This window comes from Chelatococcus sp. HY11, from assembly GCF_018398335.1.
Classification (GTDB): domain Bacteria; phylum Pseudomonadota; class Alphaproteobacteria; order Rhizobiales; family Beijerinckiaceae; genus Chelatococcus.
Window position 1 is genome coordinate 642,626 of sequence record NZ_JAHBRX010000002.1, and the last position, 25,525, is coordinate 668,150.

At 62.1% G+C, this 25,525-nt stretch carries 22 protein-coding genes; 9 read left to right on the plus strand and 13 right to left on the minus strand.

The window, feature by feature from the left end:
• Nucleotides 1-4 precede the first annotated feature (4 nt).
• Both KIO74_RS23955 and KIO74_RS23960 read left to right on the plus strand, forming a co-directional pair.
• Nucleotides 5-754: an ABC transporter ATP-binding protein gene (locus KIO74_RS23955; RefSeq protein WP_213326467.1), complete on the plus strand. Its 750-nt coding sequence runs from the start codon at nucleotides 5-7 to the stop codon at nucleotides 752-754.
• Between the two features lie 8 nt (nucleotides 755-762).
• On the plus strand, nucleotides 763-1,509 hold the full coding sequence (locus KIO74_RS23960; protein ID WP_213337451.1) for an ABC transporter ATP-binding protein: 747 nt from the start codon (nucleotides 763-765) through the stop codon (nucleotides 1,507-1,509).
• Between the two features lie 151 nt (nucleotides 1,510-1,660).
• Here KIO74_RS23960 and KIO74_RS23965 read toward each other — a convergent pair whose 3' ends face one another.
• The gene (locus KIO74_RS23965) at nucleotides 1,661-3,226 is read right to left on the minus strand and encodes a class I adenylate-forming enzyme family protein (protein WP_213337452.1); all 1,566 of its coding nucleotides are present in this window, start codon (nucleotides 3,224-3,226) and stop codon (nucleotides 1,661-1,663) included.
• A 186-nt stretch (nucleotides 3,227-3,412) separates the two neighbouring features.
• Nucleotides 3,413-4,246 (minus strand): GntR family transcriptional regulator, encoded by an 834-nt coding sequence (locus tag KIO74_RS23970; RefSeq protein WP_213337453.1) that lies wholly within the window; start codon nucleotides 4,244-4,246, stop codon nucleotides 3,413-3,415.
• 917 nt (nucleotides 4,247-5,163) lie between these two features.
• Between KIO74_RS23970 and KIO74_RS23975 the strand changes: the two genes are divergently transcribed.
• Nucleotides 5,164-6,570, plus strand: coding sequence for an FAD-binding oxidoreductase (locus KIO74_RS23975; RefSeq protein WP_213337454.1), 1,407 nt, complete (start codon nucleotides 5,164-5,166; stop codon nucleotides 6,568-6,570).
• A gap of 88 nt (nucleotides 6,571-6,658) precedes the next feature.
• Here KIO74_RS23975 and KIO74_RS23980 read toward each other — a convergent pair whose 3' ends face one another.
• From KIO74_RS23980 to KIO74_RS23990, 3 genes are read right to left on the minus strand one after another with little or no spacing between them, the layout of a single operon-like run.
• Entirely contained in the window at nucleotides 6,659-7,537 is an 879-nt protein-coding gene (locus KIO74_RS23980) for an ABC transporter permease (RefSeq protein WP_213337455.1), read from the minus strand.
• 9 nt (nucleotides 7,538-7,546) lie between these two features.
• Nucleotides 7,547-8,488, minus strand: a complete 942-nt coding sequence (locus KIO74_RS23985) for an ABC transporter permease (RefSeq protein ID WP_213337456.1) — start codon at nucleotides 8,486-8,488, stop codon at nucleotides 7,547-7,549.
• Between the two features lie 55 nt (nucleotides 8,489-8,543).
• Nucleotides 8,544-9,320, minus strand: a complete 777-nt coding sequence (locus KIO74_RS23990; RefSeq protein WP_213337457.1) for an SDR family NAD(P)-dependent oxidoreductase — start codon at nucleotides 9,318-9,320, stop codon at nucleotides 8,544-8,546.
• Nucleotides 9,321-9,517: 197 nt separating this feature from the next.
• On the opposite strand from KIO74_RS23990, the gene KIO74_RS23995 reads away from it, so the two are divergent.
• Nucleotides 9,518-11,107 carry an ABC transporter substrate-binding protein gene (locus KIO74_RS23995; RefSeq protein WP_213337458.1) on the plus strand — a complete coding sequence of 530 codons (1,590 nt, stop codon included), beginning with the start codon at nucleotides 9,518-9,520 and terminating at the stop codon, nucleotides 11,105-11,107.
• Between the two features lie 312 nt (nucleotides 11,108-11,419).
• On the opposite strand, the gene KIO74_RS24000 is transcribed toward KIO74_RS23995, so the two are convergent.
• Nucleotides 11,420-11,668 (minus strand): heavy-metal-associated domain-containing protein, encoded by a 249-nt coding sequence (locus KIO74_RS24000; protein ID WP_213337460.1) that lies wholly within the window; start codon nucleotides 11,666-11,668, stop codon nucleotides 11,420-11,422.
• Nucleotides 11,669-11,828: 160 nt separating this feature from the next.
• Here KIO74_RS24000 and KIO74_RS24005 point away from each other — a divergent pair, with 160 nt between their 5' ends.
• Together KIO74_RS24005 and KIO74_RS24010 are read left to right on the plus strand one after the other, a co-directional pair.
• Nucleotides 11,829-14,333 (plus strand): heavy metal translocating P-type ATPase, encoded by a 2,505-nt coding sequence (locus tag KIO74_RS24005; protein WP_249731458.1) that lies wholly within the window; start codon nucleotides 11,829-11,831, stop codon nucleotides 14,331-14,333.
• A gap of 185 nt (nucleotides 14,334-14,518) precedes the next feature.
• Nucleotides 14,519-15,385, plus strand: coding sequence for an isocitrate lyase/PEP mutase family protein (locus tag KIO74_RS24010; protein ID WP_213337462.1), 867 nt, complete (start codon nucleotides 14,519-14,521; stop codon nucleotides 15,383-15,385).
• Between the two features lie 194 nt (nucleotides 15,386-15,579).
• On the opposite strand, the gene KIO74_RS24015 is transcribed toward KIO74_RS24010, so the two are convergent.
• The 6 genes from KIO74_RS24015 to KIO74_RS24040 form a co-directional block, all read right to left on the minus strand.
• Nucleotides 15,580-15,936 (minus strand): carboxymuconolactone decarboxylase family protein, encoded by a 357-nt coding sequence (locus KIO74_RS24015; RefSeq protein WP_213337463.1) that lies wholly within the window; start codon nucleotides 15,934-15,936, stop codon nucleotides 15,580-15,582.
• 13 nt (nucleotides 15,937-15,949) lie between these two features.
• On the minus strand, nucleotides 15,950-16,735 hold the full coding sequence (locus tag KIO74_RS24020) for a glucose 1-dehydrogenase (RefSeq protein ID WP_213337464.1): 786 nt from the start codon (nucleotides 16,733-16,735) through the stop codon (nucleotides 15,950-15,952).
• A 61-nt stretch (nucleotides 16,736-16,796) separates the two neighbouring features.
• Nucleotides 16,797-17,912, minus strand: coding sequence for an acetoin dehydrogenase dihydrolipoyllysine-residue acetyltransferase subunit (locus KIO74_RS24025; RefSeq protein ID WP_213337465.1), 1,116 nt, complete (start codon nucleotides 17,910-17,912; stop codon nucleotides 16,797-16,799).
• A gap of 11 nt (nucleotides 17,913-17,923) precedes the next feature.
• Complete coding sequence (locus KIO74_RS24030) at nucleotides 17,924-18,943, minus strand: alpha-ketoacid dehydrogenase subunit beta (protein WP_213337466.1); 1,020 nt, start codon at nucleotides 18,941-18,943, stop codon at nucleotides 17,924-17,926.
• A 47-nt stretch (nucleotides 18,944-18,990) separates the two neighbouring features.
• Nucleotides 18,991-19,974, minus strand: coding sequence for a thiamine pyrophosphate-dependent dehydrogenase E1 component subunit alpha (locus tag KIO74_RS24035; protein WP_213337467.1), 984 nt, complete (start codon nucleotides 19,972-19,974; stop codon nucleotides 18,991-18,993).
• A gap of 22 nt (nucleotides 19,975-19,996) precedes the next feature.
• Complete coding sequence (locus KIO74_RS24040) at nucleotides 19,997-21,040, minus strand: ATP-NAD kinase family protein (protein ID WP_213337468.1); 1,044 nt, start codon at nucleotides 21,038-21,040, stop codon at nucleotides 19,997-19,999.
• Between the two features lie 295 nt (nucleotides 21,041-21,335).
• Between KIO74_RS24040 and KIO74_RS24045 the strand changes: the two genes are divergently transcribed.
• On the plus strand, nucleotides 21,336-23,327 hold the full coding sequence (locus KIO74_RS24045) for a sigma-54-dependent Fis family transcriptional regulator (protein WP_213337469.1): 1,992 nt from the start codon (nucleotides 21,336-21,338) through the stop codon (nucleotides 23,325-23,327).
• Nucleotides 23,324-23,548: a hypothetical protein gene (locus KIO74_RS24050; protein WP_213337470.1), complete on the plus strand. Its 225-nt coding sequence runs from the start codon at nucleotides 23,324-23,326 to the stop codon at nucleotides 23,546-23,548. Before KIO74_RS24045 ends, KIO74_RS24050 begins: the two co-directional genes overlap by 4 nt.
• Before the next feature lie 184 nt (nucleotides 23,549-23,732).
• Here KIO74_RS24050 and KIO74_RS24055 read toward each other — a convergent pair whose 3' ends face one another.
• Nucleotides 23,733-24,653, minus strand: a complete 921-nt coding sequence (locus KIO74_RS24055) for a LysR family transcriptional regulator (protein ID WP_213337471.1) — start codon at nucleotides 24,651-24,653, stop codon at nucleotides 23,733-23,735.
• A 96-nt stretch (nucleotides 24,654-24,749) separates the two neighbouring features.
• On the opposite strand from KIO74_RS24055, the gene KIO74_RS24060 reads away from it, so the two are divergent.
• Nucleotides 24,750-25,499, plus strand: a complete 750-nt coding sequence (locus tag KIO74_RS24060) for a sulfite exporter TauE/SafE family protein (protein WP_213337472.1) — start codon at nucleotides 24,750-24,752, stop codon at nucleotides 25,497-25,499.
• The last annotated feature ends 26 nt before the right edge of the window (nucleotides 25,500-25,525 follow it).

Genomic DNA, 25,525 nt, shown 5'->3' on the forward strand with positions numbered 1-25,525 from the left:
ACCGATGGCCCCAATTCTCGAGGTTTCAGCCATCGCCAAGCGCTTCGGCGGCGTTGTCGCGTTGGACGGCGCGGGCTTCAGTGTCGACAAGCCCGGCATCGTCGCCTTGATCGGTCCGAATGGCGCCGGCAAGACGACGTTGTTCGACGTGATCTGCGGCCGCCAGAGCGCCGACAGCGGGGAAGTCCGCTTTATGGGCGAGCGCGTCGATGGCCTGCCGCCCTTCCGCCTCTCGCGCCTGGGATTTGCACGCAGCTTCCAGGAATGCAGAGTTCTGCCAGAGGCGACCTGCCTGGAGAACATGCTGTTCTCGGCGCAGGACAAGACTTTGCGCAGCGAGATCGCAGGCATTTTTCGCGGGAGCGGGCATAGCCGCGCCACCGTCGACAAGGCTCGCGAACTTCTGCGGATGGTTGGGTTGGAGCGTTTCACCAACCGGCCCGCGAGTGACCTGTCCTTCGGCCAGAAACGCCTCGTGGAGATCGCCTCGACTTTGATGGGCTCACCCAAGGTGCTGCTTCTCGACGAGCCCGCCTCGGGCGTCAACCCGACGCTGCTGAATATTCTGCATGATTTTCTGCTCGATCAGGCGCCGAAGATGGGTCTCCTGCTTGTGGTCATCGAGCACAATATGGAGTTCATCATGTCAGTCGCCGAGCGTATCGTCGTCCTGCACCAGGGCAAAGTCCTGGAAGACGGGCCGCCGGCGGCCATTCAGGCAAGCCCGCAGGTTATCGAAGCCTATTTGAGCTGAGGCGCGAGATGAGCGGACAAACATCCCAACCAATACTTGCCATTCGCGATCTCAAGGCCGGGTATGGCGGCGGCCGCATGATCGTCAACGGCGTTGATATCAATGTCGCCCCAGGCGAGATCGTCTGCGTCATCGGTCAGAACGGCGCCGGCAAGTCGACTTTGCTCAAGGGCATCGTCAACCTGATCCAGGTGCGGCAGGGTAATGTGCAACTCGACGGCAGAGATGTCACCGAGCTGCCGGCCCAGAAGCTGCTGCTCGAAGGCCTGGCCTATATCCCGCAGGGCCGCAGCATATTTCCGCGGCTGACCGTCGCGGAGAACATCAAGATGGGCGGTTACCTCATCAAGGATCGCAACGTCCTGAAACGCCGGCATGAGGAGATGGAGACGATGTTTCCGGCGCTGGCGGAACTGCGCGGTTTGCAGGCCTCGAGTCTCTCAGGCGGCCAGCAACGGCAGCTGGAACTCGCGCGGACCCTGATGATGGATCCGAAGGTTCTGATGCTCGACGAACCCTCCATCGGGCTCGCGCCGCGCATCGTCGATCAGGTTTTCACGGTTTTGCGCGACCTCGCCAAGCTTGGAAAATCTGTTCTGATGGTGGAGCAGAATGTTCGCAAGGCGTTGGCCGCAGCCGACCGCGGCTACGTCCTTGAACTGGGCAAGGTTCGTCTTGAAGACCGCGCGCAGGCGCTTCTCGAAGACGAGCGCGTCGCGCAGCTTTATATGGGAATGCGTCCGAACGCTGCCTAGCGAATGGGATAATCACGACCAGGGCGGCGGGCGGATGCCGACAATGAGCCTCCCCTATTTCGCTCAGGCGAAGTGTCCCGAGCGAAATGCCAGCATTCCTTACAGCATGAACCGATGTACTGATCGCATCGCGGTTTCCCCAAGACGCGTTTTATGACGCGCTGGGTTCATGAGGCAGGAGGCCCCGCAATTCCCTGCGTAAGACCTTGCCCATGCTATTGCGAGGCAGCTTCTCGACAAAGATAAACTCTTTCGGCACCTTGTAACGGGAAAGCTTACTCCGGCAAACATCGGCCAGTTCATCCGCACTGACCGTTGCGCCTTGACGCAGTCCGACGAAGGCGGCGACAGCCTCCCCCCAGTAGGCGTGGGGGATACTCGTCACAGCGCATTCAGCCACGGCGGGATGCGCAAGTAGAACTTCCTCGATTTCGCGGGGGTAGATGTTCTCGCCGCCCGAAATGATCATGTCATTCTTGCGATCGACCAGGTAGAGATAGCCTTCTTCATCGATGCGGGCTAGGTCCCCGCTGATAAACCAGCCATCGCGGAACGATTGGTCTGTTTGTTCGGGGAGGTTAAGATAGCCTGAAAACATATAGGGCGAGGCAATCGCGAGCTCGCCGACCTCGTCAATACCCGCCTGCCGCCCGTCCTCGGTGATCACCTTAAGGCGCGTCAAGGGAAGCGGTAGGCCGACACAGGCGATCTTTCTCAGCTGATCCTGGGGTCGCAGACATGATGTTACGCCCGCCTCGGTCGAACCATAGCGCTCGTAGAGCTTGCCCTCGCCGAAATAGGCGATCGCTTCCTCTTTCAGCGCCTGCGACAGTGGCGCCGTGCCGGATGCGACGGTCCGCAGCGAGCGCGTGTCGAACTGGCTGGCCTTGCTGCCGAGATTGCGCAGGGCGGCGAGGTGCGTCGGAACCATATAGGCCGACGTAGCCTGTAGACGCGTAATTGCTGCAAGCAGGGTCTCGATGTTGAACTTACCGAGAATTTCGACAGTGCCGCCGAAGAATACTGGCGCCAGAGCCATGAGAAGGCCTGCACCGTGGAACATCGGGGTCGTGGCCACGGCACGATCGTCCGGCGTGTAACTGCCATGCTCCGTCGCCAGGCAAAAGGCGGAGAGCACACGGCTTCGATGAGAAAGCAACACGCCCTTGGGGCGTCCGGTCGCTCCGGATGTGTAGGGAATACTGAAAATATCAGTCTCACTGACCTCGACAGGACACAGCCTTGTCGAGGATCGGGCGAGCAGTTCCTCATAGGGCCCACCGAGTGAAATGATGCGCTCAACGCTCGGCGGGACGGAGGCTCGCGCCTTTTCCTCAAGCGCGGGATCAACAAAAAGCACCCGCGCTGCGGAATCCTCGCAGATGAAGCGAATTTCCGGCTCGGAGGCAACCGGGCCGATGGCTGCCGTGGCAACGCCCGCAGAGGACAGGCCGGCGATGATCTCCATGTATTCGAGGCAATTCGGCGAAAGGATCGCGGCGCGATCACCGTGGCGCAGCCCCAGCCCGGCATGCGCGAGATTGGCAACCCGGTCAATCCGCTCGATCAGCGCCGCGAAGGTGAGACGCCGCTCCCCCGCGATGATCGCCGTCTTCGACGGTGTTCTTCCGGCAGCTGCCCGAATGCCGTCGGCAACGATCATTCCCTTGGCGGACCCGCTACGAACATCGGAGAACGGAGTGTGCGAATGCATCATGTTCCACTCTTCACCCAGACCATGATCGTACCGAGCATCTGCTTGATAGACCGTAGATTGCTCGCTGACGCATGATCATGCCGCAGGGTGCAAAACTTCGTTTGTATTATCTTTAAGACATACATATCCTCACCGCATCGGTAAAGCGCCAAGTGGGACTTGTCTAACAAACGGGGGGACCACGCCCTACCGCTTCCCGTTCTTGGCCTCGGCCGGCTGCATTGTCAGTTCACTCAGCGTGCTGCTCATCGTCTCCACGGTCTGCGACGGGCTCAACACCATCTCCAGTTGATAGCGATCGGGCCGGTAATAGGCCGTCAAATATTCGATTGGCTCATCAGCATGATCGCTGACGACGCGCTGCACCTTCAACAACGGCGCTCCAATCTCGGTTGAAAGCCGCGTGGCTATATTCTGATCCGCGAGCGTCGCGGTGATGCTCTGACGCGCATGACCGATTTTGACGCCTGAGCGCTTGATCAGCGACAGCATCGGCGTTCGCGCAAGACCTGTGCGATCAAATGTGCGGCCGATCCGGGCGGGAATGACGGTGACGAGGAGAGAGATGGCGAAGTCGCCGAAATAACGCACGCGCTGCGAGTGTTGCACCTCGGTCCCAGCAGGCAGCTCAAGTGCTTCCGCCTCCAACTGGGTCGCGGGACCGTAGCCAAACTCGATCACCTTCACCGTGGTCGTCTGGCCCATAACGGTCGCGCCCTCGAGCCACGCCGCGACAGACGCCCGCAGCGGTGGCGTGGGCGGTCGATACTTGACGATGGTGCCCCGGCCGCGAGCGCGCGACACAAGCCCGGCCAGCGCCAGCTCCGTCAACGCCCGCCGCGCTGTTATGCGTGAGACACCGTAAAGACTGGCAACTTCATGCTCGGCGGGCAGAACATCACCAACCTTGAAAGTCCCGCCGAGAATCCCATCCCGCAGAATGAGAAAGATCTGGTGATAGAGTGGTGCCTTGAGGTTCGCATTGACGCTGCTTCCTTCCTTGGCGCTCGTCCGCGTCATCTGCTTCCCCTATTTTGTCTCGCAATATTCGCCACGAACATTGAATCAAGCAACGATAGAATCACACAACGATGCTCAATTGTAGGTTCTGCGGTGAAATATCAACCAGCTAAAAGGTTTAAAGCCCCGGATCAGATCGATCCGCGCGCACCAAACCCAAACCCTCAGCTCGGCCGCGTCTTCCCGCGCTGTAGGTCATAACCTCACCAGCATGCCGACGATTTCGGGGAGCTCCGCTTGCCGCGTCGATAGCTCAGCTCGCACGGCACCAGATTGGTCCAAATGCCGCACAGCAACCATTGAAGCTTGTAAGCCAGCACCCATGATGCGCTTGCCACGCCGACTTCAATGATATAACTATATAACAAAATAACCTAGAGGGATATCGCACTCACGATCAACTTTGATCGCCATGCATAGTGGCAGATCTGGCGGCTGCGGCTGGGCCGAGGATAAGCTGGCGACATAGATGAGAGCGAGGCCGCTCGTTTGCTTACCTTGCTTCGTGCTGGGCCAATACCCCGCGTGAGAGCATTTTCGAGCGAAGTGGAAACCGGTTCGCGTGAAGAAAATGCGTAAAACAAAGACCTAGAGCAATTTCGGTGAGCCGGAGTTCACCAGAAGTGATCTAGAACCCAAGTCCAATAACATTGGAAGCCCCGTCGAGGAAGAGTTCCGCGCTGCCACACGCAATGGGCGACTTATCGCCTAGGGTTAAAGCACAAGTATAGCCCTGCGAGCCCGCGCTAGCGATGCTAGCTCTGTCCAGCCGCAAGGAACCTGACACCTAAACCATCTGAGGTTGACACATGCTCGCCGACAAGTTGATTGAGATTGCCGGCAAGGACAATGTTTTTTCAGATAGACGATCACAGGAAGTCGGCGGCTCCGATCTGTTCGTTTGGAATGATCAGGTCTTGCCTGATATTGTGATAAAGCCTGCCACAACAGACGAAGTAGCTGAGATCGTATCCTTTCTGGCCGCCAGCGAAACCGCTATCGTGTCGAGGGGTGGCGGCCTGTCCTACAGTGCTGGCGTCGTCCCGGCGCGCAAGGCCGTTGTCATCGATACGAAGCGCATCGACCACGTCCATGTCGCGGCGGATGATCTCTACGCGGTCGTCGGCGCGGGCTGCACATGGCAGCGACTGGCTGATGCCTTGAAACCCCATGGGCTACGGCCCCAGATCGCGGTTCCCATTTCGGGCGGCCATTCGACCGTAGGCGGCGCGGTTTCGCAGAATGTGCCGGGTTCGATGGATGGCATCATCGGTTTTACAGTGGTATTGGCAGACGGCTCGACAATACGCACGGGCAGCTGGGCGACCCAGCAATCCACCCCTTTCTATCGCAACAACGGCCCTGATCTCACGGGGCTCTTTCTGGGGGACTGCGGTGCCTTCGGCGTCAAGACCGAGGTAGCCTTGCGGCTTATACCTGAGCGACCCTGCAGCTTTGCCTCCTTCACCTTTCCGACGACCGCCGCGATGTTGCAGGCTCTCACCGGCGTGCAGCATGCCGGTGTTGCCACCCGATGCTTCGTGATCGACCGCGATAAAGGTGAGCTGGCCGGCAAGGTCAATTTCGGCGAGACGGTGCAGACGGTCAGGGCCGTCGCGGCCCAGGCTGGCTCGATCGGCCGGGCGCTCCGCGATGTCACCGGTCTCAAGCGTGCGCAGTCCGAAATCGCGGGCGCCCCCTGGTCCATGCATCTCATCATGGAAGGTGTCAGCGAAGCGGCAGCCGAGGCCTCCGCCGTCATCGCGCGCGGCATATGCCAGAAATCCGGAACGGAAATCGTCGCCTCCATCGCCAAGGCGGCGCGGGCGCGCCCCTTCAATCTCCGCGGTTTCCTTGGGCCCGCCGGCGAACGCTGGGTGCCGGTGCATGGCCTCATGTCGCTCTCAAGCGCGCGGCAGGCGATGGCCGACATGGAGGCGTACGCGGCGGGGATCAACGCGGACCTCCTTCGCCACGGCATCCGGCTGAACTGGCTCTTATCCTCCCAGGGCGCCTATGTGCTGATCGAGCCCATGATGTATTGGCCTGACGCGGTTGGCCCGGTCCATGACAACTACTTGCCGATCGACAGCCGGCCCGGCCAGAAGCAATTTCCCGCCAATCCCGCGGCGCGAGAGCTCGTCACGCGGACGCGAACGGCCCTGCGCGATATCATGGACCGCAATGGAGCGATCCATTTGCAATCCGGCCGCTACTACAATCTCGCGGAAGCCATGGACGCGCAGTCTCGCGGCCTGCTGGAACGCGTCAAGACAATGCTCGACCCCTCGCATTGTCTCAATCCGCGCGTGCTCGGCCTATGAGGCCGGGTGACTTGCTGGAATGACCAGTTTGTGTCGGAGCCCGCTTTGAACAGTTTCCCAGAATCTTTATCTATGCTGGACAGCGCTCTTATCTTTCACGCAAGCGCGGATCCAGGGCGTCGCGGAGACCATCGCCGACGAGGTTCACGGCGAGGATGGCGATGGACAGGAAGATCGCCGGGAAGGCAATCATATAGGGCTTGACCTGCCACAGTGCGCGGCCTTCGGCCATGATGTTGCCCCAGGACGGTATGGTGGGCGGCAGACCAGCGCCAATGAAGGACAGAATGGCTTCTGTCAGCATAGCCGCTCCGCAAATATAGGTGGCCTGAATAATGACCGGCGCCATGATATTGGGAAGGATGTGGCGCAGCATGATCCGCGGGACGCTTACGCCTGTTGCCACGGCGGCGAGAACGAAAGGCTGCTCTCGCAGGCTGAGCAAGGCGCCGCGCACCACGCGGGCAACGCGTGGGATCTCCGATATCGTGATCGCGAGAATGACATTTCCAAGCGATCCGCGGGTCAACGTCATCAAGGCGATCGCAAGCAGGATGGGCGGGATCGACATCAATCCATCCATCATCCGCATGATGATGCCATCGGTCCAGCGGATGTAACCCGCAGTCATGCCCACGATGATCCCGGCCGCAGCCGATAGAACTGCGACGGAAAGCCCGACAATCAATGATATACGCGTGCCGTAGATCACGCGCGAATAAATGTCCCGGCCAAGTTGATCGGTGCCGAACCAGTAAAGTTCCGATGGCGCGCGGTTGCGCCGCGCTGGCGACAATGCCGCGGGATCCACGGTTCCAAGCAGGGGCGCCGCGACTGCGATGAGGAGGAGGACGAGAAGTATGGTTGCTCCGAGGAGCAAGGGGCGATGGCTCGCCAGACGCCGCAATGTCTGTCCCCGGCGTTCGGAAGAGACTTCAAGCGGGAGGGTTGCGTGTTCGACTGTCATGACACGCCCTCAGTACCGAATTCGGGGATCAAAGATGGTATAGAGAATATCCACGACAAGATTGATCAGCACGTAAGTGATGCTGAAAATCAGCACGATACCCTGGATGACCGGATAGTCGCGCCTCAGAATGGCGTCAACGGTGAGGCGCCCGAGACCGGGAATGGCGAAAACGCTTTCGGTGACTACCGTGCCGCCGATCAGCAGCGCCACACCGATGCCGATGACCGTAATGATGGGAACCGCCGCATTCTTCAATGAGTGGACGAATAGGACGGCCCCCTGCCCAAGGCCCTTGGCGCGCGCCGTCCGTACATAGTCCTGCGTCAGGACCTCGATCATCGCGGCCCGCGCAATGCGCGCGATGAGCGCGATATAGACCCCCGATAACGCAAGAACAGGCAGGATCAGATTTCCCAAAAACGGGAGAATTCCGGCGCTTAACGGCGTGTAGCCCTGAACGGGCAGCCATCCGAGCTGAACGGCGAAAACATAAGCAAGTAGATAGCCGACAACGAAGACGGGAACTGAAAAGCTGAAAACCGCTCCGGCAGTGACAAAATGGTCAACCCACGAGCCCCTGCGCCAGGCGGCAACGACACCGATGGGGACCGCGATGACAACCGACAGGACCATGGTCAGCACCATCAACGACAAGGTCGGGCCTACCCGTTGGCCGATCATATGGGCGACCGGCAGGTTCGTGAAAATGGACTGCCCAAGGTCGCCCCGGGTAACCTGCAGGAGCCAGTCCCAGAAACGAATGAGAAACGGCTGGTCGAGCCCGAGTGCCTGTCGGATCCGCGCGACATCGTCCGCGCTCGCATGATCCCCGGCGATGATCAGCGCGGGGTCGCCGGGCGCGAGATAGAGCAAGCTAAAGACGAAGAACGCCACGAACAACATCACCGGAATGGTCGATAAGACGCGACGTATGCAGTAAATCAACATCTTGATTCTCAGTCCGGCATGTCAGAGCGCGGCCGCCAGGCCAACGATTACAGGATCAGGCCTGGATCGACATGCCGCCATCGACGAGCAACACCTGCCCGGTGACGAAAGCACTCGCCGGTGAAACCAGGAAAAGCGCGGCGCCCGCAATATCCTGCGGTGTCGCCCACCGCCCCAGTGGTGTCCTCTGTTTCACAAAGGCATCGACCGCCGGATCAACCGCCAGGGTTTCTGTCATCGCGGTGCGCACGACGCCAGGAGCGACAACGTTGCAGCGAATGCCGCGCGGCCCGAGATCGACCGCGAGGGCACGCACCAGCCCGGCAAGTCCGGCCTTGGTCGCCGCATAGAGCGCATTGTTCGGCCGGGCGATCTGGCCGAGCATGGACCCTGTAAACAGGATGCGCCCTCCCCCGCGCGCCTGCATAGACGGCGCGACCGCTTGCGCCAAAACCAAGGCCGCGCTGAGGTTGACATCCATCAAGCGGGCCATGTCGGCCTTGCCAAACTGCCCAAGCGGCTTGCGTAACGACTGTCCGGCATTGCCGATCGCAATATCGAGGCCGCCATGGCGCTCCACGATCGTCGCAACAGCCGCCTCGACCGCTGCGGTATCCGTGACGTCGAACGGGAGCGCTGAAACCGACAATCCCTCCCGCGCGAGCTCAGCCCGGCTGGCCTCGAGTTGTTCAGCATCACGCGCGTTCAAAATGACATGCGCGCCCGACTTAGCCAAAGCAACGGCGATAGCCCGCCCGATGCCGCGTGATGCCCCGGTGACAAGCGCGATGTCCCCGGACAGGCGAAAATAATTCGTCTCTTCCGACTGCAAAGAAGAAAACCCCTCAAACTCGGCCTTAAACAGCTCTTGCGGTTCGTGTTTGTTTGTATTGTAAATATAACATTAGCAGGGGGCCACCCAGGCGACAACGCCAAAGTGCGAAGCAGGCGGCAATCGTTCGAAAGCGACGGGTAGCGGCTGCTTCAGACCTCAACAACGATGAAGAACGAAGCCAGAGGAGTGGGGCTATGCGTAGACGTGAATTCCTGAAGGGCGGAGCAGCGCTGACCGCCGCGGCGCTAGCCGCGCCGGCCGTGATCGCGGCGGAGCGGCAACGGGTGCTGAAATTCGTGCCGCAGACGGATGTCGCCGGCCTCGATCCCGTCTGGACCCCGACCTATCCCGCAAGAGACCATGCGCTGATGGTCTTCGACACCTTGTTCGCGCAGGACGACAGCTACCGGGCCGTGCCGCAGATGGTCGACGGCGTGGTGACCGAGAACGACGGCCTCACCTGGAAGCTCACGCTGCGTCCCGGCCTCGTGTTCCATGACGGATCGCCCGTGCTCGCGCGCGATTGTGTCGCGAGCATCCAGCGCTGGGCCAAGCGTGATTCGTTCGGCGGTGCGCTGATGGCCGCGACCAATGAGCTGTCCGCGGCCGATGACAAGACCATCGTCTTTCGCCTGAAGCGGCCTTTCCCGCTTCTGCCTGATGCTCTCGGCAAGTCCTATCCCCGTATCTGTCCCATGATGCCAGAGCGGCTGGCCAACACGGATGCCTTCACCCAGATCACGGAGATGGTCGGCAGTGGGCCCTTCCGCTTTGTCGCCAACGAGCGGGTGGCCGGCGCGCGCCTCGTCTACGAGCGCTTCGACGGCTATGTGCCGCGCCAGAGCGGCACCACGCAGTGGACCTCCGGTCCCAAGATCGTGCATTTCGACCGTGTCGAATGGACGATCATTCCAGATCCTTCGACCGCGTTCTCCGCGTTGAAGTCGGGCGAGATCGACTGGTGGTGGACGCCGGACGCTGATCTTCTGTCTGCGCTTCGCGGCGACAAGAACGTCAATGTGCGCATCGCGGATCCGACAGGACAGATCGGCACGCTGCGCTTCAACCATCTCGTCGCGCCCTTCAACAATCCCGCGCTTCGTCGCGCGGTGCTGGGCGCGATCGATCAGCGCGACTTCATGACGGCCATCGTCGGAGACGACACCACGCTCTGGCGTGATGGCGTCGGCTACTTCTGCCCCGGCACGCCCTACGCGAGCAGTGCGGGAATGGAGGTTCTGACAGGACCGCGCGACCTCGAAAAGAGCAAAGCCGCAGTAAAGGCAGCGGGATACAACGGGGAAAAAATCGTTGTGCTTGCTCCCGCGGATATCCCGAACTTGAAAGCCCTGGCGGACATGACCGCCGATATGCTGACGAAGATCGGCTTCAACGTCGACTATCAGGCCATGGGCTGGGGCGCGCTCGTACAGCGCCGGTTCAAGGAGGATCCCGTTGAACAAGGGGGCTGGAACATTTTCAGCACCTTCTGGAGCGGCATGGATCAGTCGACCCCCGCCGGCCATGCCTTCATCCGTGGCAATGGCAAGCCAACCGGTCCCGGCTGGCCGACCGCGCCAAAGATCGAGGCCTTGCGCGATGCCTGGCTCGAAGCCTCCGATGAGGCTTCCCGCAAGACGATCGCGGCCAACATGCAAGTACAGGCGTTCGAGGATGTGCCTTACGCACCGCTCGGCCAGTATTTCTTCGCAACAGCCCATCGGGCCGATCTGACCGGCATCCTCAACGGGCTGCCGGCCTTCTGGAACGTCAAGCGCGGCTAGCGTAGCTTCTGGAAGGTCGCTTAAGCTTTCCGACTGAAAACATAAGAGTAATCGGATAGAGCACTTCCCGCCAATCAGCGAATGCGGAAGTACTCTATCCAATATTTCTTCAATGACGGATCGCCGCCGGGATCAGCAATGCCTGACGCGAATAAGTGTTATTAACGGCTCTCGACATACCCATAACACGGCAACGTAGGCGAACAGGGCCATCGTTCAGGCGCAGACGAAACAAGGACATGTCCGGGCCATGCAGCCTCGCCGCCGTGAACACAATCATGACAGCACGGCGTCCATGCCGTGCTATCATGCTCACGGGCTGTCGGGCTTGTAGCCGGCCAGAGCGATGATCTCGCGAACCCTTGCAGGGTCAGCGCCCGCCACGGAAACAAGCCGCGCGTCCTGATCGATGCTGACCGAGGCTCCCGGCAAAGCCTTCTCGATGGAACCTCGGATTGTCGCGGCGCAGTGACCGCAGGTCATGTCCGCGACGTGGATGGGGCTGCCCGCATCGGCTGCCGGACCATGATCCTGCTTGTTGATGGCGCGTGCATCGCACATGGGCCTTTTTCCTCAAAGGGGTTGGTGAGACGAAACTCGCCCCCTGCCATATGGCAAGGTCAAGGTCGAATGAACACATCGGCTCACTAAAAAACACTCTTGACCTTACCACAGTGGCAACCCTCACGACTGTCAGCCACGCACGCTAGCAAGGTGGCCCATGACCGTCGTCACACACATCAGACAGCCTCAGTACCGGAGGCTCGTCCTGCCTATCGAGGGGATGAACTGCGCCTCCTGTGTCGGCCGCGTCGAAAAAGCCATCCGGGCCGTGGAGGGTGTCCAGGAGGCAGCGGTGAACCTCGCTACCGCACGGGCCACTATCGACACGGGCAGAGCAAGCGCCGCCGCGGTCGCCGAGGCCATCCAGAGGACCGGCTATAAGGTGTCCAGCAACGAGGCCGATCTCGCTATCGAGGGAATGAACTGCGCCTCATGCGTTGGTCGCGTCGAGCGGGTCCTTGCGGCCGTTCCCGGCGTTCTTGAGGCCAACGTCAACTTGGCCACGGGCAAGGCTCATATCCGCTATGTCGGCGAGAGCAGCCTGCCGGGCAGAGCGGCGGAAGCCGCCACAAAAGCCGGCTATGCGGCCGTGCCGACCACGGCGGGAAGCGGCCAGCGGGATCAGGAGGACGTCAGCCACCACAAAGAAATCCGGCAGCTCGGATTGTCCCTCGCCTTGGCGACGATCGCGACCCTTCCATTGCTCGTGATGGAAATGGGCACGCACATCTCAGACAGCCTGCACCACCTGCTGGCAAGCACCATCGGCGACAGCACAATGCGGCGGATCGCCTTCGTCCTTGCCTCGGTGGTGCAGTTCGGGCCCGGGCTCCAGTTCTATCGCAAGGGCGCCCCCGCCCTGCTGCGCGGCGCACCGGACATGAATTCTCTCGTCATGCTCGGAACCTCGATGGCCTATCTCTATTCGGTGGTTTCGACTTTCGTCCCCGCATGGCTGCCGGAGGGCATGGACTACACCTATTTCGAGGCCGGCGCCGTCATTGTCACGCTCATTCTCGCCGGACGGTGGTTCGAGGCCAAGGCCAAGGGCCGGACGAGTTCCGCTATCCGCAGGTTGATGACTCTGCAGGCAAAGACCGCGCGGATTGTCAGGGATGGCGTTGAGCGCGACGTCCCCATCGACGAGGTTCGCAGCGGTGACATCGTGGTCGTGCGCCCCGGCGAGCGTGTGCCGGTCGATGGCGCGATCATCTCCGGTTCGTCCTATATCGATGAATCCATGATCACCGGCGAGCCAGTCCCCGCCCAAAAAGCTGGGGGTGACGCGGTCATCGGCGGCACGGTGAACAAGACCGGATCTTTCCAGTTTGAGGCCGTGAAGGTCGGTGCAGACACGTTGCTGGCTGAGATCGTCCGGACGGTTGAAGCCGCGCAGGGCTCCAAGCTGCCCATCCAGGCGCTGGTCGACAAGGTCACCCTATGGTTCGTGCCGGCCGTGATGGCGGCCGCCGTGGCAACCTTCCTCATATGGACATTTGTCGGTCCCCAGCCCGTCTTGAGTTTCGCTATCGCCAACGCGGTCGCCGTCCTCATCATCGCCTGCCCCTGCGCCATGGGCCTCGCAACGCCGACATCGATCATGGTGGGGACCGGCAGGGCCGCTGAAATGGGCATCCTTTTTCGGCGCGGGGACGCTCTGCAGGCCCTGCGGGATATCACGACCATCGCGCTCGACAAGACCGGAACCTTGACCAAGGGCCGTCCTGAGCTCACCGACATCATCGTCGCGGAGGGTTTCGAGGAAGCGGAGATGCTCCGTCTCGCGGCATCCGCTGAGAGCCGATCGGAGCATCCCATCGCACAAGCCATCGTCGCCGAGACGAAGCGGCGCGGCATCGCCTTGTCGGAGCCGGCGACTTTTCTCGCCGAGGTCGGCTTCGGCGTGGTGGCGCGCGTCGAGGAACACTCGGTGTTGGTGGGCGCCGACCGCCTTGCGCGACGCGAGGTGGTCGATATCTCGCCGCTGGCGAAGAACGCGGAAGCACTCGCTGCGAGCGGCAGGTCCCCTCTCTATGTGATGATCGACGGCAAACTCGCTGCTCTCCTCGCTGTGGCCGACCCCGTGAAGGACAGCACACCGGCGGCGCTCGCCGCCCTCAGGCAGCTCGGCCTGAGGATCGTCATGATCACCGGTGACAATCGCCAGACAGCCGAGGCCATCGCGCGAGAGCTCGGGATCACGGATGTGGTTGCCGAGGTCCTGCCCACTGGAAAGGCCGATGTCGTCAAGCGGCTGCAAGCCCAGTGGGGGCAGGTCGCCTTCGTTGGTGACGGGATCAATGACGCCCCGGCCCTTGCCCAGGCCGATGTCGGGCTGGCGATTGGCACAGGCACCGACATCGCTATCGAAAGTGCCGATGTGGTGCTGATGTCGGGCGATCTGCGCAACGTCCCCAATGCGATAGCCCTGTCACGGGCCACCCTGCGCAACATCGCGCAAAACCTCGGTTGGGCATTCGGCTACAACGCTGTGCTCATCCCCGTCGCGGCGGGCGTGCTTTATCCCGCGTTCGGCATTTTGCTGTCGCCGATGTTCGCCGGGCTGGCGATGGCCCTGTCGAGCGTCAGCGTCGTCACCAACGCCCTGAGGTTGCGCCGCTTCGCGCCGCCGCTAGAGCATAATCCGACCGCAGTGAAATGAGGGTCGATAAGATTATGCTTGCAATAAAATAGGTTAGAGCGCCGAAGCGCCCTCTCCAGTTGTCGGCAGCGTGGAAGCCGCTCGATGATGAACCGCCACTGGGGACAACCGCCGATCAAGAGCCAATCCTTGGCGACGAAGTCCACCGCGGGTAAAACTTGAAATGTTCTCTTTTTGTTCGGATCATGCTACATATCGATTTCCCAATAAGGGAGGGAAACGTGACCAGCCAAACGAGCAAGTTTGAGGCATTCCGAGCGTTGCATCATCGGCCGGGTGCGTTCGTCATTCCCAACCCGTGGGATGCGGGCTCCGCGCGCATCCTGACTGCTTTGGGCTTCGAGGCGCTGGCTACGACGAGTGCCGGATTTGCCTTCGCAATCGGACGGCAGGATTCCGCCGCGGCGCTTTCGCGGGACGCCGTTCTGCAGAACGCGCGCGATATCGTTGAGGCGACGGATCTTCCGGTCTCCGCCGACCTGGAGGACGGTTTTGGACCAGACCCGGCCGCTTGTTCGCTGACGATCGCGATGGCGTCCATGGCCGGCCTCGTTGGGGGGTCAATCGAGGATGCGACAGGCAATCCCTCAGACCCGATTTATCCATTTGCTCTGGCGGCAGAGAGGGTTGCCGCCGCTGCCGAAGAAGCCCGCAAACACCCGTTCCTGTTGACCGCGCGGACGGAGAATTTTCTGCATGGAAAGACCGATCTGGACGATACAATACAGCGCCTGCAGGCTTTCGAGAAAGCCGGAGCGGATGTGCTGTATGCGCCCGGCCTTCCAGATCTTGAATCTATTCGCACAGTCTGTTCATCCGTCAATCGACCCGTCAATGTCGTGATGGGCCTTGCAGGGCAGATTTTCACTGTCGATCAGTTGGCCGAAGCAGGCGTCAAGCGGATCAGTGTCGGCGGCTCATTTGCCCGCGCCGCCCTTGGAGGGTTGATGCGCGCTGCGCGGGAGGTCAGGGACCATGGCACCTTCACCTACGCGAAGGATGCGATGCCTGCGAGCGAGGCAAAATCCTATATGCTGCAGACCAACCGATAGCCGCCGAGGGATAGACTTTCGGCGCAAACGTAAAGCATATATATAGAGAATATTGTTCTTATATATAAAAGTCTCACGCCTTTTATTTCTTCTGTACAAAATGGATTTTTCATAGATCGGCTATTTTCAATAACGGAGGGGAGCTGCCCGTCGATGCTCGCATGCGGGCATGCTCGTTCGAGGCTATCGCCTTATCAAATATGCTCGGACGTGAACGTGTCGAATGCCTCGAGCGCACGGCTGGCATAGACGGCGGAGGGCCCGCCGCCCATCTCGATCGTGACCGCGAGCACCTCGGCCAGTTCCTCGCGACTGGCCCCGTGCCTCCTCGCATTGGCGACATGAAACAGAATGCAGTCCGCGCATCCCTGATGAACGGCGATGGCGACAGCGATCAGTTCCTTGGTGCTGGACGGCAGGACGCCGGCTTTGGACGCCTCCCCCATCAACGAACGAAAGGCGGTCATGGCCTGTGGCGCCGCCTTGCCGAGCGCGCCGAAGCGCAGATTCATCGCCTTTAGCTCAAGCGGCAGGTTCTCGGATGATGCCATGGCGCAAGCTTTCTCAAACGAAGACCATGCCGCCGTCGACAAGCAACGACTGGCCGGTCATGAAGTCGGAATCCGCCGACGCGAGGTAGCGTGCCACACCGACGAGATCGTCCGGCCGCGACGGACGCCCCAGCACCGCGCCCGCGGCGAAGGTATCGAACGCCTCGTTGACATTGTGCGTAAGGCCACTGTCCCGGAACCCCTTGTCGATGGTGTCCCACATCGGCGTCGCCACCACACCCGGGCAGAAGGCATTGGCGGTAATACCCTCCTTGCCGAAGGCGCGCGCGGCCGCCTGCGTCATCGCCACCACGCCGAATTTCGAGGCGCAGTAATGCGCAAGTGGCTCGTAGCCTTGCTTGCCAGCAATGGAAGCGGTGTTGATGATCTTCCCGCCACCCCCCTGTTTGCGGAAGGTCTTGATCGCCTCCTGCATGCCGATCAGCACGCCTAGCGCGTTCACGTCGGTAACGAAGCGCCAATCCTCCTCGGTGATGTCGAGAAAGGGCTTCGTCTGGGCGACACCCGCGTTGTTGAAGAGAACGTCGAGCCGGCCGAAAGCTGCGACGGCACTGTCGATCATGGCGCGGACCTGCGCGCGCTCGCGCACGTCCACCGCCACGGCTATCGCCTTGCCGCCCGCCGCCGTGATTTCGCCCGCGACCTTGCTGGCAGCGTCATGGGAAAGATCCGCGACGGTAATGCGGGCGCCATCGGCGCCGAGCGCCTTGGCGATGGCAGCGCCAATGCCTCCGGCCGCGCCGGTGATGACGATGCTCTTGTCCTTGAGATCAGGCATGTTTCCTCCTTGACCCTCCGCGCGCGCGGCGGCCTCTGTTTCAGCTTGGGCGAAGTGCGCGTCAGGCCTTGATGTGAGCGATGACCAGGTCGTTGACGCGGCCCGCCTTTTCCATCTGCACCATGTGGCCGGCGCCGCTGATCACCTCCGCCCTCGCCCGGTCGCCGAGCGCGGCGGCGTGGGCGGCCGGGATCACCCGGTCGCTCTCGCCCCAGATGACGAGCGCCGGCGTCGAGGCGGCCATCAGCGCCTCAGCGAGCACCACGCTCTGCCGCCCACCCGGGAACAAGGCGCTGGAGAGCGCCCGCAACGCCTCATCCACGCCGTCGAGCCGCTTGTATTTGAGGAGATCGTCGACGAGTTGGCGGGTGACAGTCGCCGGATCGTGGAACAGTTGCTCCAGAACCGGTTTCAGGTCACGGCGCGAAGTGGCGGCGACGAATCCGTCGGTATAGCCGCTGTTGATCTCCGCGCCGAGGCCGGCTGAGCCGATCAGCGTGATCGAGGAAACGCGGTCCGGGTGGTCGAGCGCTGTTTGCGCAGCAATCGCCCCGCCCATGGAATGGCCGACGAGATGCGCCAAGCTGATACCGAGGGCGTCCATGAAGCCGGTGACAGCGTCGGAGAGGCCCTTGAGGCTCGCCTCCCTCACCGCCTTGTCGGACTGGCCGTGGCCAGGCAGGTCAAGCGCGTAGACGGTGCACGCCTCGGCGAGCGCGTCGATATTGAACAGCCAGTTGTCGAGGTCACCACCGAAGCCATGGATGAGGATGATGACTTGCTCGCCATCGCCGCGTTTCGCATAGCGCAGGCGGCCAGCGGGCGTATCCACGAATTCATAGCGCGGCGCCGCCTCCTCCTCTTCGCTCTCATCCGCCGCATGGGACGCATATTCGGCGACATAGGCGTCAATCTCGCCGTCAGGCACGTCGTCCGCGGCGATGATGCCAATCAAGGCCTTGACCGGATAAATCGTATCCGGCTCTCCCAATACGCGGCGCAGCGTGCCCGCATCACCGGCTTCCACCACACCCGCGATCTTGTCGGTCTCAACCTCGACGATTTCGTCGCCAACCGCGATCTTGGCACCGGCTGACTTCAGCCAGCCGGTCACTTTGCCTTCCGACATCGACAGGCCCCATTTGGGCATGACGATCGGCTTGATCCGTTCGTTCATCGAAAGCTCCTTCACGCCGCAAGAGCGCGTGCAGTCGTCTTGTTCACAGCCGCGACGATGGCGTCGGACGACGGGATGTAGAGGTCCTCCAAGACGGGCGAGAACGGCACCGGTGTATGTGGCGCGGTGACCATTTGCGGCGCCGCCTTCAGCGCCCCGAAGGCGTTCTGGGCCACGTGGGCCGCGATATCTCCGGCGATGGAGCAGCGCGGATTAGCCTCGTCGACGACCACGAGACGTCCGGTATTCTCCACACTTTCGATAACCGTGTCCCAATCGATGGGCGACAGCGTACGCAAGTCAATTACCTCCGCCTGCACCCCGCCCTTGGCCAACGTGTCGGCCGCCTCCAGCGCGCGATGAACGGTCAGGCCGTAGCTGACAATGGTGACGTCCTCGCCCTCGCGCATCACATTCGCCTCACCGAAGGGGATGGCATAGGATTCAGCCGGCACGTCCCATTCAAGCCCGTAGAGGTTCTTGTGTTCGCAGAAGATCACCGGGTCGTCGTCGCGGATCGCCTGGATCAGCAGACCCTTGGCGTCATAGGCGTTGGAGGGGCACACCACCTTCAGCCCGGGCACGTGGGTGAACATCGGCGTTAGCATCTGCGAATGCTGCGCGGCGGCGCGGAAACCGGCACCGACCATCGCGCGGATGACGACCGGGGTCTTAGCCTTGCCGCCGAACATATATTTGAACTTCGCCGCCTGGTTCAGGATCTGGTCGAAACACACGCCCATGAAATCGAGGAACATGAGCTCGGCGACCGGCCGCATGCCGCAGGCGGCGGCTCCGATTGCGGCGCCGATATAGGCGCTCTCCGACAGGGGGGTATCGATCAACCGGTTGCCGTGCTTGGCATGCAACCCCTTGGTAACACCTAGCACTCCGCCCCAGGCATCGATCTCGCCGGGCGCACCGGCGCCGCCAACGATGTCCTCGCCGAGTACGATAACTGTGGGGTCGCGGCGCATCTCGAGGTCCAGCGCCTCGTTGATCGCCTGCTTCACGCTGATCTTGCGGGCCATCTCGTTTCCTCTGTTGCTGTGTTCTGCAGTTCTGTTCGCGGCATCGCTCAGTAGGTGACGTAGACGTCGCTCAGGAGGTCTTGCGCGGTCGGCAGCGGTGCGCCCTTGGCCTTGTCGACGGCGTCGTCGATCAGAGCCGCGACCTCGCGGTCGATCAGCGCGATTTGGGCAGCACTCACCACGCCGGCGGATGTGACGCGATCGGCAAATATCTTCAGGCAGTCGCGGTTGGCCCGGTTGTAGTCGTTCTCACCCTTGGCCTTGTAGGCCTGCGCATCGCCTTCGAAATGGCCGAAGAAGCGGATCATCTTGCATTCCAGCAGCGCTGGTCCGCCGCCCTCCCGGGCGCGTTTGATGATCTCGCCGGCGGCTTCATGGACGGCGAAGAAGTCCGTGCCATCCACCGTCACGCCCGGCAGGCCGAAGCCGGAAGCCCGGTCCACATAGGAGTCGACGGCGGTAGCGTATTCGACCGAGGTCGATTCCGCGTAACCGTTGTTCTCCACCACGAAGATCACCGGCAGGTTCCAGATGGCGGCGAGATTCATGCTTTCCAGCACGGTGCCCTGGTTTGACGCGCCATCCCCGAAGAAGGTGATGCCGACACCGCCGTCACCTCTGAATTTTGCCGCGAGGCCCGCGCCGCAGATCAGCGGTGCGCCCGCCCCGAGAATGCCATTGGCCCCCATCATGCCCTTGGAGAGATCGGCGATATGCATGGAGCCGCCCTTGCCCCTGCAGGCACCTGTCGCCTTGCCATAGATCTCCGCCATCATCTCGTGGACGTCGACCCCCTTGGCGATGCAGTGACCATGGCCGCGATGCGTGGAGGCGATGCGATCGACATCGGTGAGGTGGCTCATGATGCCCGCCGCGCAGGCTTCCTCGCCGGCGTAGAGATGGACGAAGCCGGGAATATCGCCCTTGGCGAACTCCACATGCAGCCTTTCCTCAAAATCGCGGATGGTGCGCATGGTGCGATAGGCGGCGAGCAGTTCGTCCTTCGAAAGCGGGAACGGATTGTTGGTCATGTCCTGGTTTCCTCCTCGGTTGTCACGATTTGACGGCTTCGGGTGACCTGTCGAACAGCAGCCCCTGGCGGGCGGCGAATTGCATGACCGCTTTGACGTCGACGGTATGGAAGGCCTGGTCGACGAGGGTCACGGCCACGTCCTGGTGGGGATCGAAGAAGAGTTCGCGCTCCCCATCGAGGGCAATCGCGCCGGCGGTAAGCGCCGGTTTGAAAACCATGCCGGCTGGCATGCGGCGCCAGGCTTCGATCCCGACCATCTCCACAAGACCCGGCGCAATCGGTGCACGCGCCCGCATCCTCGCGGTCGCGGCCGGGCCGAGCGTCAGGGCAAGGCCGCCAGCGTCGCTGCGCGTCACCGGCTCCACGAGACCCGCGATAGCCGCCATGCCGATCACCTCCGGATCGGCAAAGGTCACGTAGAGCTCGCGGAAGGTTTCGGTCCGCCACAGGGCGCGGGCACCGACGAAGCGATCTGTCACGATGGCGACATCGACCAGCGCGATCTCCGGCGCGCCATCGTCTATGCTCACCTCGATAATCTTGTTGTCAGCGAAGGCGATGGCCGGCGGCACGAGCCCCATGGCCGCGAGACCTGCGGCGAGACCGGTGATGGTCGGCTCCCGATGCTCGGGAAAAGCGTTGTTGGTTCCTGTCGAGATGCCGGCAATCGGCACTGGGCCGCATTCCCCGGCCACCGCGCGGTGCGTGCCGTCACCGCCCAGCACGATGATGACGGCCACATCCCCGGCCAAGGTCATCATCCGCGCCGCGCATCGCGTATCCTCCACCGTGCCGGTAATCTTCATGTCGAGAAAATTGAGCCGCGGAAAGCGCGCCTCACCGCGCTGACGCGAACGCTCGATGCCACGCAATACATGCCCGCCGATACCGCCCCGTTCCGGCATCATCACCACATCCTCGACACCGCAGGCGGCGAGTGCGGCCAATGCCCGCAACACGATGTTCGCGCGATCCGCGATCTGCACGCTGTTGGCGCTCGCGACGACGCGGCGAATGTCTCGCGCTGAAATCGGATTGGCGATAATCCCGACCCTCGGCGTCATCCCTCGTTCCTTCCTCCATCCCGATTTTTTTCTGCCGCCATCTCCGCAAGTCGCGGGCCAACACCATGCTGCTCGCTAACTTATTGATTTTACTTGATCAGACCGACCTCCTGAGCCGAAAGGAGCTGCGGCAGCGGCGCCACAGCTGTGGCGCATGGCGCGACACCTGTGGCGCCGATACCATGCGGGACACACCCACCGTGCCCGGTCGTCGCCATCACGATGCTTGCGGGAACCGCCGATCGGGGCGACACTCCGCCCGCAACAACAAAAAATCCGCCTCCGGGAGGATGCCATGCGCTACGATCAGGCTGCGCATATTGACGAGCTTGTGCGAACGGCGAACGGCCAGACGACGCGGCGGGACGCCATCATCCAGGATTCCTGGCGGCGTTGCGTCAGCGAGCACAATCTCGACCCCGAGGTGCTGCGCGCTCCCTGCATTGTCACGCAGGCCCGTCTACGCGAACATCAGGAGGCTATGGAGGAATTTCTCCAGACGGCGCGCTTTGGAGCGGAGACGCTCTACCGGCAGGTCGTCGGGCTCGGCTATGTGATGCTGCTCACCGATTCCAAAGGCATTACCGTCGATTTCATCGGTGATCCCACCTTTGACAACAACCTGATGCGCGCCGGGCTTTATCTGGGCGCGGACTGGCACGAGGAGAATGCCGGGACCTGCGCCGTCGGCACCTGCATCGCGACCGGCGAAGCGCTCGTCGTCCATCAGACGGACCACTTCGACGCGACGCATATCCCGCTTACCTGCACGGCCGCTCCCGTGTTCGATCCAGCAGGCAACCTGGCCGCTGTCCTCGACATCTCGGCGCTGCGCTCGCCCAGCCCGAAGGAAAGCCAGTTCCTGGCGTTGCAGTTTGTCAAATCCTTCGCCCACAAGATCGAAACGGCCAATCTCATCAACCGCTTCCGGCGCGAATGGATCATCAAGCTCGCCGCCTCGCCCGAATTCGCCGATGTCGAGCCGGCCCATGTGCTGGCCGTGGATGGATCGGGACGCATTCTCGGCTTCAACAACATGGCCCGCGAGTTGATGCGTCGCGAGGACAGAGCACCGGATCACGGGCGACCACTGGTCGGGCGCCTTATCTCGGAGTTTCTGGACCTCGCCGTCGATGATCTGCCGCGTTTCGCCCATTCGCGCCCCGCCGCCCAGCGCATGGTCCGGCTGTCAGCAAGCGGCGTGCCGTTCTTTGCCCAAACTTTGCCTCCGCCCAGCCGCCCGGTGGGGCTTCCAGCAAATGAGGCCCCGCAACCGGCCCTGCCCAAGCCACTACAAGCGCTGTTCCAGGACGAGCCGGGGATGCATCATGTGGCCGTCCGCGCCGCCAAGCTGGTCAACACGCAGATGAGCCTCTTGATCTGCGGCGAGACCGGCAGTGGCAAGGAATATCTCGCGAAAGCGATCCACGCCTCGAGCGGCCGCGCGGGCAAGCCGTTCATCCCTGTCAACTGCGCCGCACTGCCTGAAACACTGATCGAAGGCGAGCTGTTCGGCTACGAGCCCGGCGCCTTCACCGGCGCGGCCGCGAAGGGCAAAAAAGGTCTCGTCATCGAGGCTGACGGCGGTACGCTGTTCCTCGATGAGATCGGCGACATGCCGCTCACGTTACAGACGCGCCTCCTGCGCGTGCTCGCGGAGCGCGAGGTCACGCCACTCGGCCGATCACGGCCGATCCCGGTCAATATCCGCGTCATCGCCGCGACCCATCGCGATCTCGTGGCCGAAGTGAAGGCGGGATGCTTCCGCGAGGATCTTTATTTCCGCCTGAGCGGCGCCATTCTGACCCTTCCTTCCTTGCGACAACGCGCTGATCTCGCTTGGCTGGTGGAACGGCTGCTCGCTGAGCGGGTGGCACAATCGGGAGAGCGTTTCGCAATCGCGCATGAGGCGATGGTGGCGATGCGCAGCTATGGCTGGCCGGGCAATATCCGCGAACTCGCGAATGCCCTGGATTTTGCCTGCGCCGTGGCGTGTGATGGAATCATTCGGCGGGAAGACCTTCCGGACATCGTGCATCGGATCGCGGAAGCCAATTCAGCGACGCGAACGCAAGACATCCCGCACGCAACAACGGTGCCGCTCGGCCCCGCCGGGGGCTCGCCAACCGCGTCAGACCGCGACCAGCTCATCGCGGTGCTCATCGCCCGGCAATGGAACGTCTCCGCGGTAGCGCGCGATCTCGGCCTTGACCGTACGACCGTGCATCGCCGCATGCGACGTCTCGGCGTCATGCCTCCCTGGCGGAGCACCAACGCGTTGCAATGACCGCCCTCGGATATCATCCGTGCAGCTATGTTCGGGGCATCAAGCACAATCCTGATGAAGCGCCTTTGATGTGCGGATTCGCGTTGCTGCTTAAGGCCGCGGATGCACTGAAGGCTGAAGTGCTGGACGAGATCCGCGATGCCCATTTTGTGCTTATCGAGAGCTCGGCAGGCACCGGCCTCCGTGAAGCCGTGACCTTGTTGCGAGAGCAGAAAATTTAGGTTCAATCAATATTCAGGCATTGCCAAGGAGATACCACCGGCATCACGAGCTTGTTTACTGTGATGCCGACAGGAAAGGCGCCCCAATAGATCGGGATGGCCAGGATAATAAGCCCGGCCATGGCAGCTGAACGCTGAATATCGATTGGCCCTAGAGCGCGGCACACGGTGGATTTTTTGCCCGTCAGATATAGCCGGACTTCCGCAGCGCAGGCTTGTCGGCTGTTCCGGCCGACAGATGCTGCAGCAGGTCCCGGAGAGGCGCGGTCAGATGCGCGTCCATAGGGACACCGACAACCAGCCGGCGGGTCGCCCAATCGTCGGAAAGCCGGATCATGGCAATCTTGCCGGATCTCACATGGCGGCGGGCTGCCGCCTCCGGCACGATCCCGAAGCCGACACCGCTGGCCGCCATTTGGCAAATGCCTTCAAAGGTTCGCATCCGGATCCTCATCTTGAGCCGCGCGCCAAGGCCTGTGGCCTTCGCCTCAATGTGCTCCTGCAGCGCTCCGTCGATGAGCCCGACGCAGCGCTCGTCCATGATATCCTTAAGGAGGGCATGTTTCCGCGCTGCAAGCGGATGATCTCTTGCGACGATGACAACCAGCCGGTCGATCGCGAAGGGCCGCAGTTCGAGCCCCGCCGTCTCGACGGCATCGGAGAAAATGCCGATATCAGCCAGTCCTCGCGACACGGCCTTTGCGATCTCGGCGCTTTGCCGCTCCTTCAATTCCACATCGATCCGGGGATTTTCGGCCATCCAGGGCGCCAGGCTCGCGGGCAGGAATTCTGCATGCGCGGCCGTATTCGCCAGAATGCGGATCGTCTCGCGGAAGCCGCTTGCGTATTCACCCAGTTCCCCACGCAGCTGCGCCATTTGGCGAAGGATGAGCCGGGCATGATGGGCGAGCGCATCGCCGGCTTCGGTCGGCATGATGCCACGCCGGCCACGGTGGAGAAGCTTGACGCCTCCGTCCGCTTCCATGTCACGCAGTCGCTCGCTCGCGGCAGTCAGTGAGAGGCCGGCGTCGGTGGCGCCACGGGTGATGCTGCCGGCTTCCACCACGGCGAGAAAGAGACGAAGGTCTGCCACGTCAAAGCGCATGCGTCACTGTACCTGAGCTTCAGCCTTCGGGCCAGCCGAAGTCTGATGGCGGATTATCCGCATTGCGCGCGCGGCAGGCTCTGCTATCCAGCAGTCATGGCTGAGGTATCAATCACGTTCATTATTACGGTGTCGGCGACCTTCCTTGTGGCCGGGCTCGTGAAGGGCGTCACGGGCATGGGCCTGCCGACAGTGGCCATGGGCCTTCTCGGCGCGCTGATGTCCCCGCTCCTTGCCGCGACACTGCTGCTCGTCCCATCCTTCGTTACCAATGTCTGGCAGGTTCTGGCAGGGCCGAACCTCGGCGCGCTTCTTCGCAGGTTCTGGCCGATGATGCTGGCGATCATCCTCGGCACGGTCACAGCGTCGTCGCTTATCAGCGGTGGCGATACGCGCTTCACAACCGCCGCGCTTGGCACAGCGCTGGTTGTCTACGCGGTCTATGCACTTCTTCTACGTCCGTTTCGCGTCTCCACAGGTCTGGAGCGGTGGCTTGCGCCTGTCATCGGCGTGGTGACGGGTCTGGTCACCGGCGGCACCGGCGTCTTCGTCATACCCGCCGTGCCTTATCTCCAGGCGCTCGGCCTGGAAAAAGACGATCTGGTGCAGGCGCTCGGCCTGTCCTTTACGATCTCAACCATCGCGCTGGCGGCGGGTCTCGCCTGGCACAGCGCGTTTCGAGCGGATAACCTGGCGGTCTCAATTCTGGCGGTCGGCCCGGCGCTCGCCGGCATGTGGGCGGGGCGGAGGCTGCGGATAAGGATCAGCCTGGCGACCTTCCGGCGATGGTTCCTGGGGTGCCTGTTGCTGCTGGGCCTGGAGATGATCGCAAGGTCACTCCTGTGAGGACGCCCTCAGCCCCCCGCGCAGGA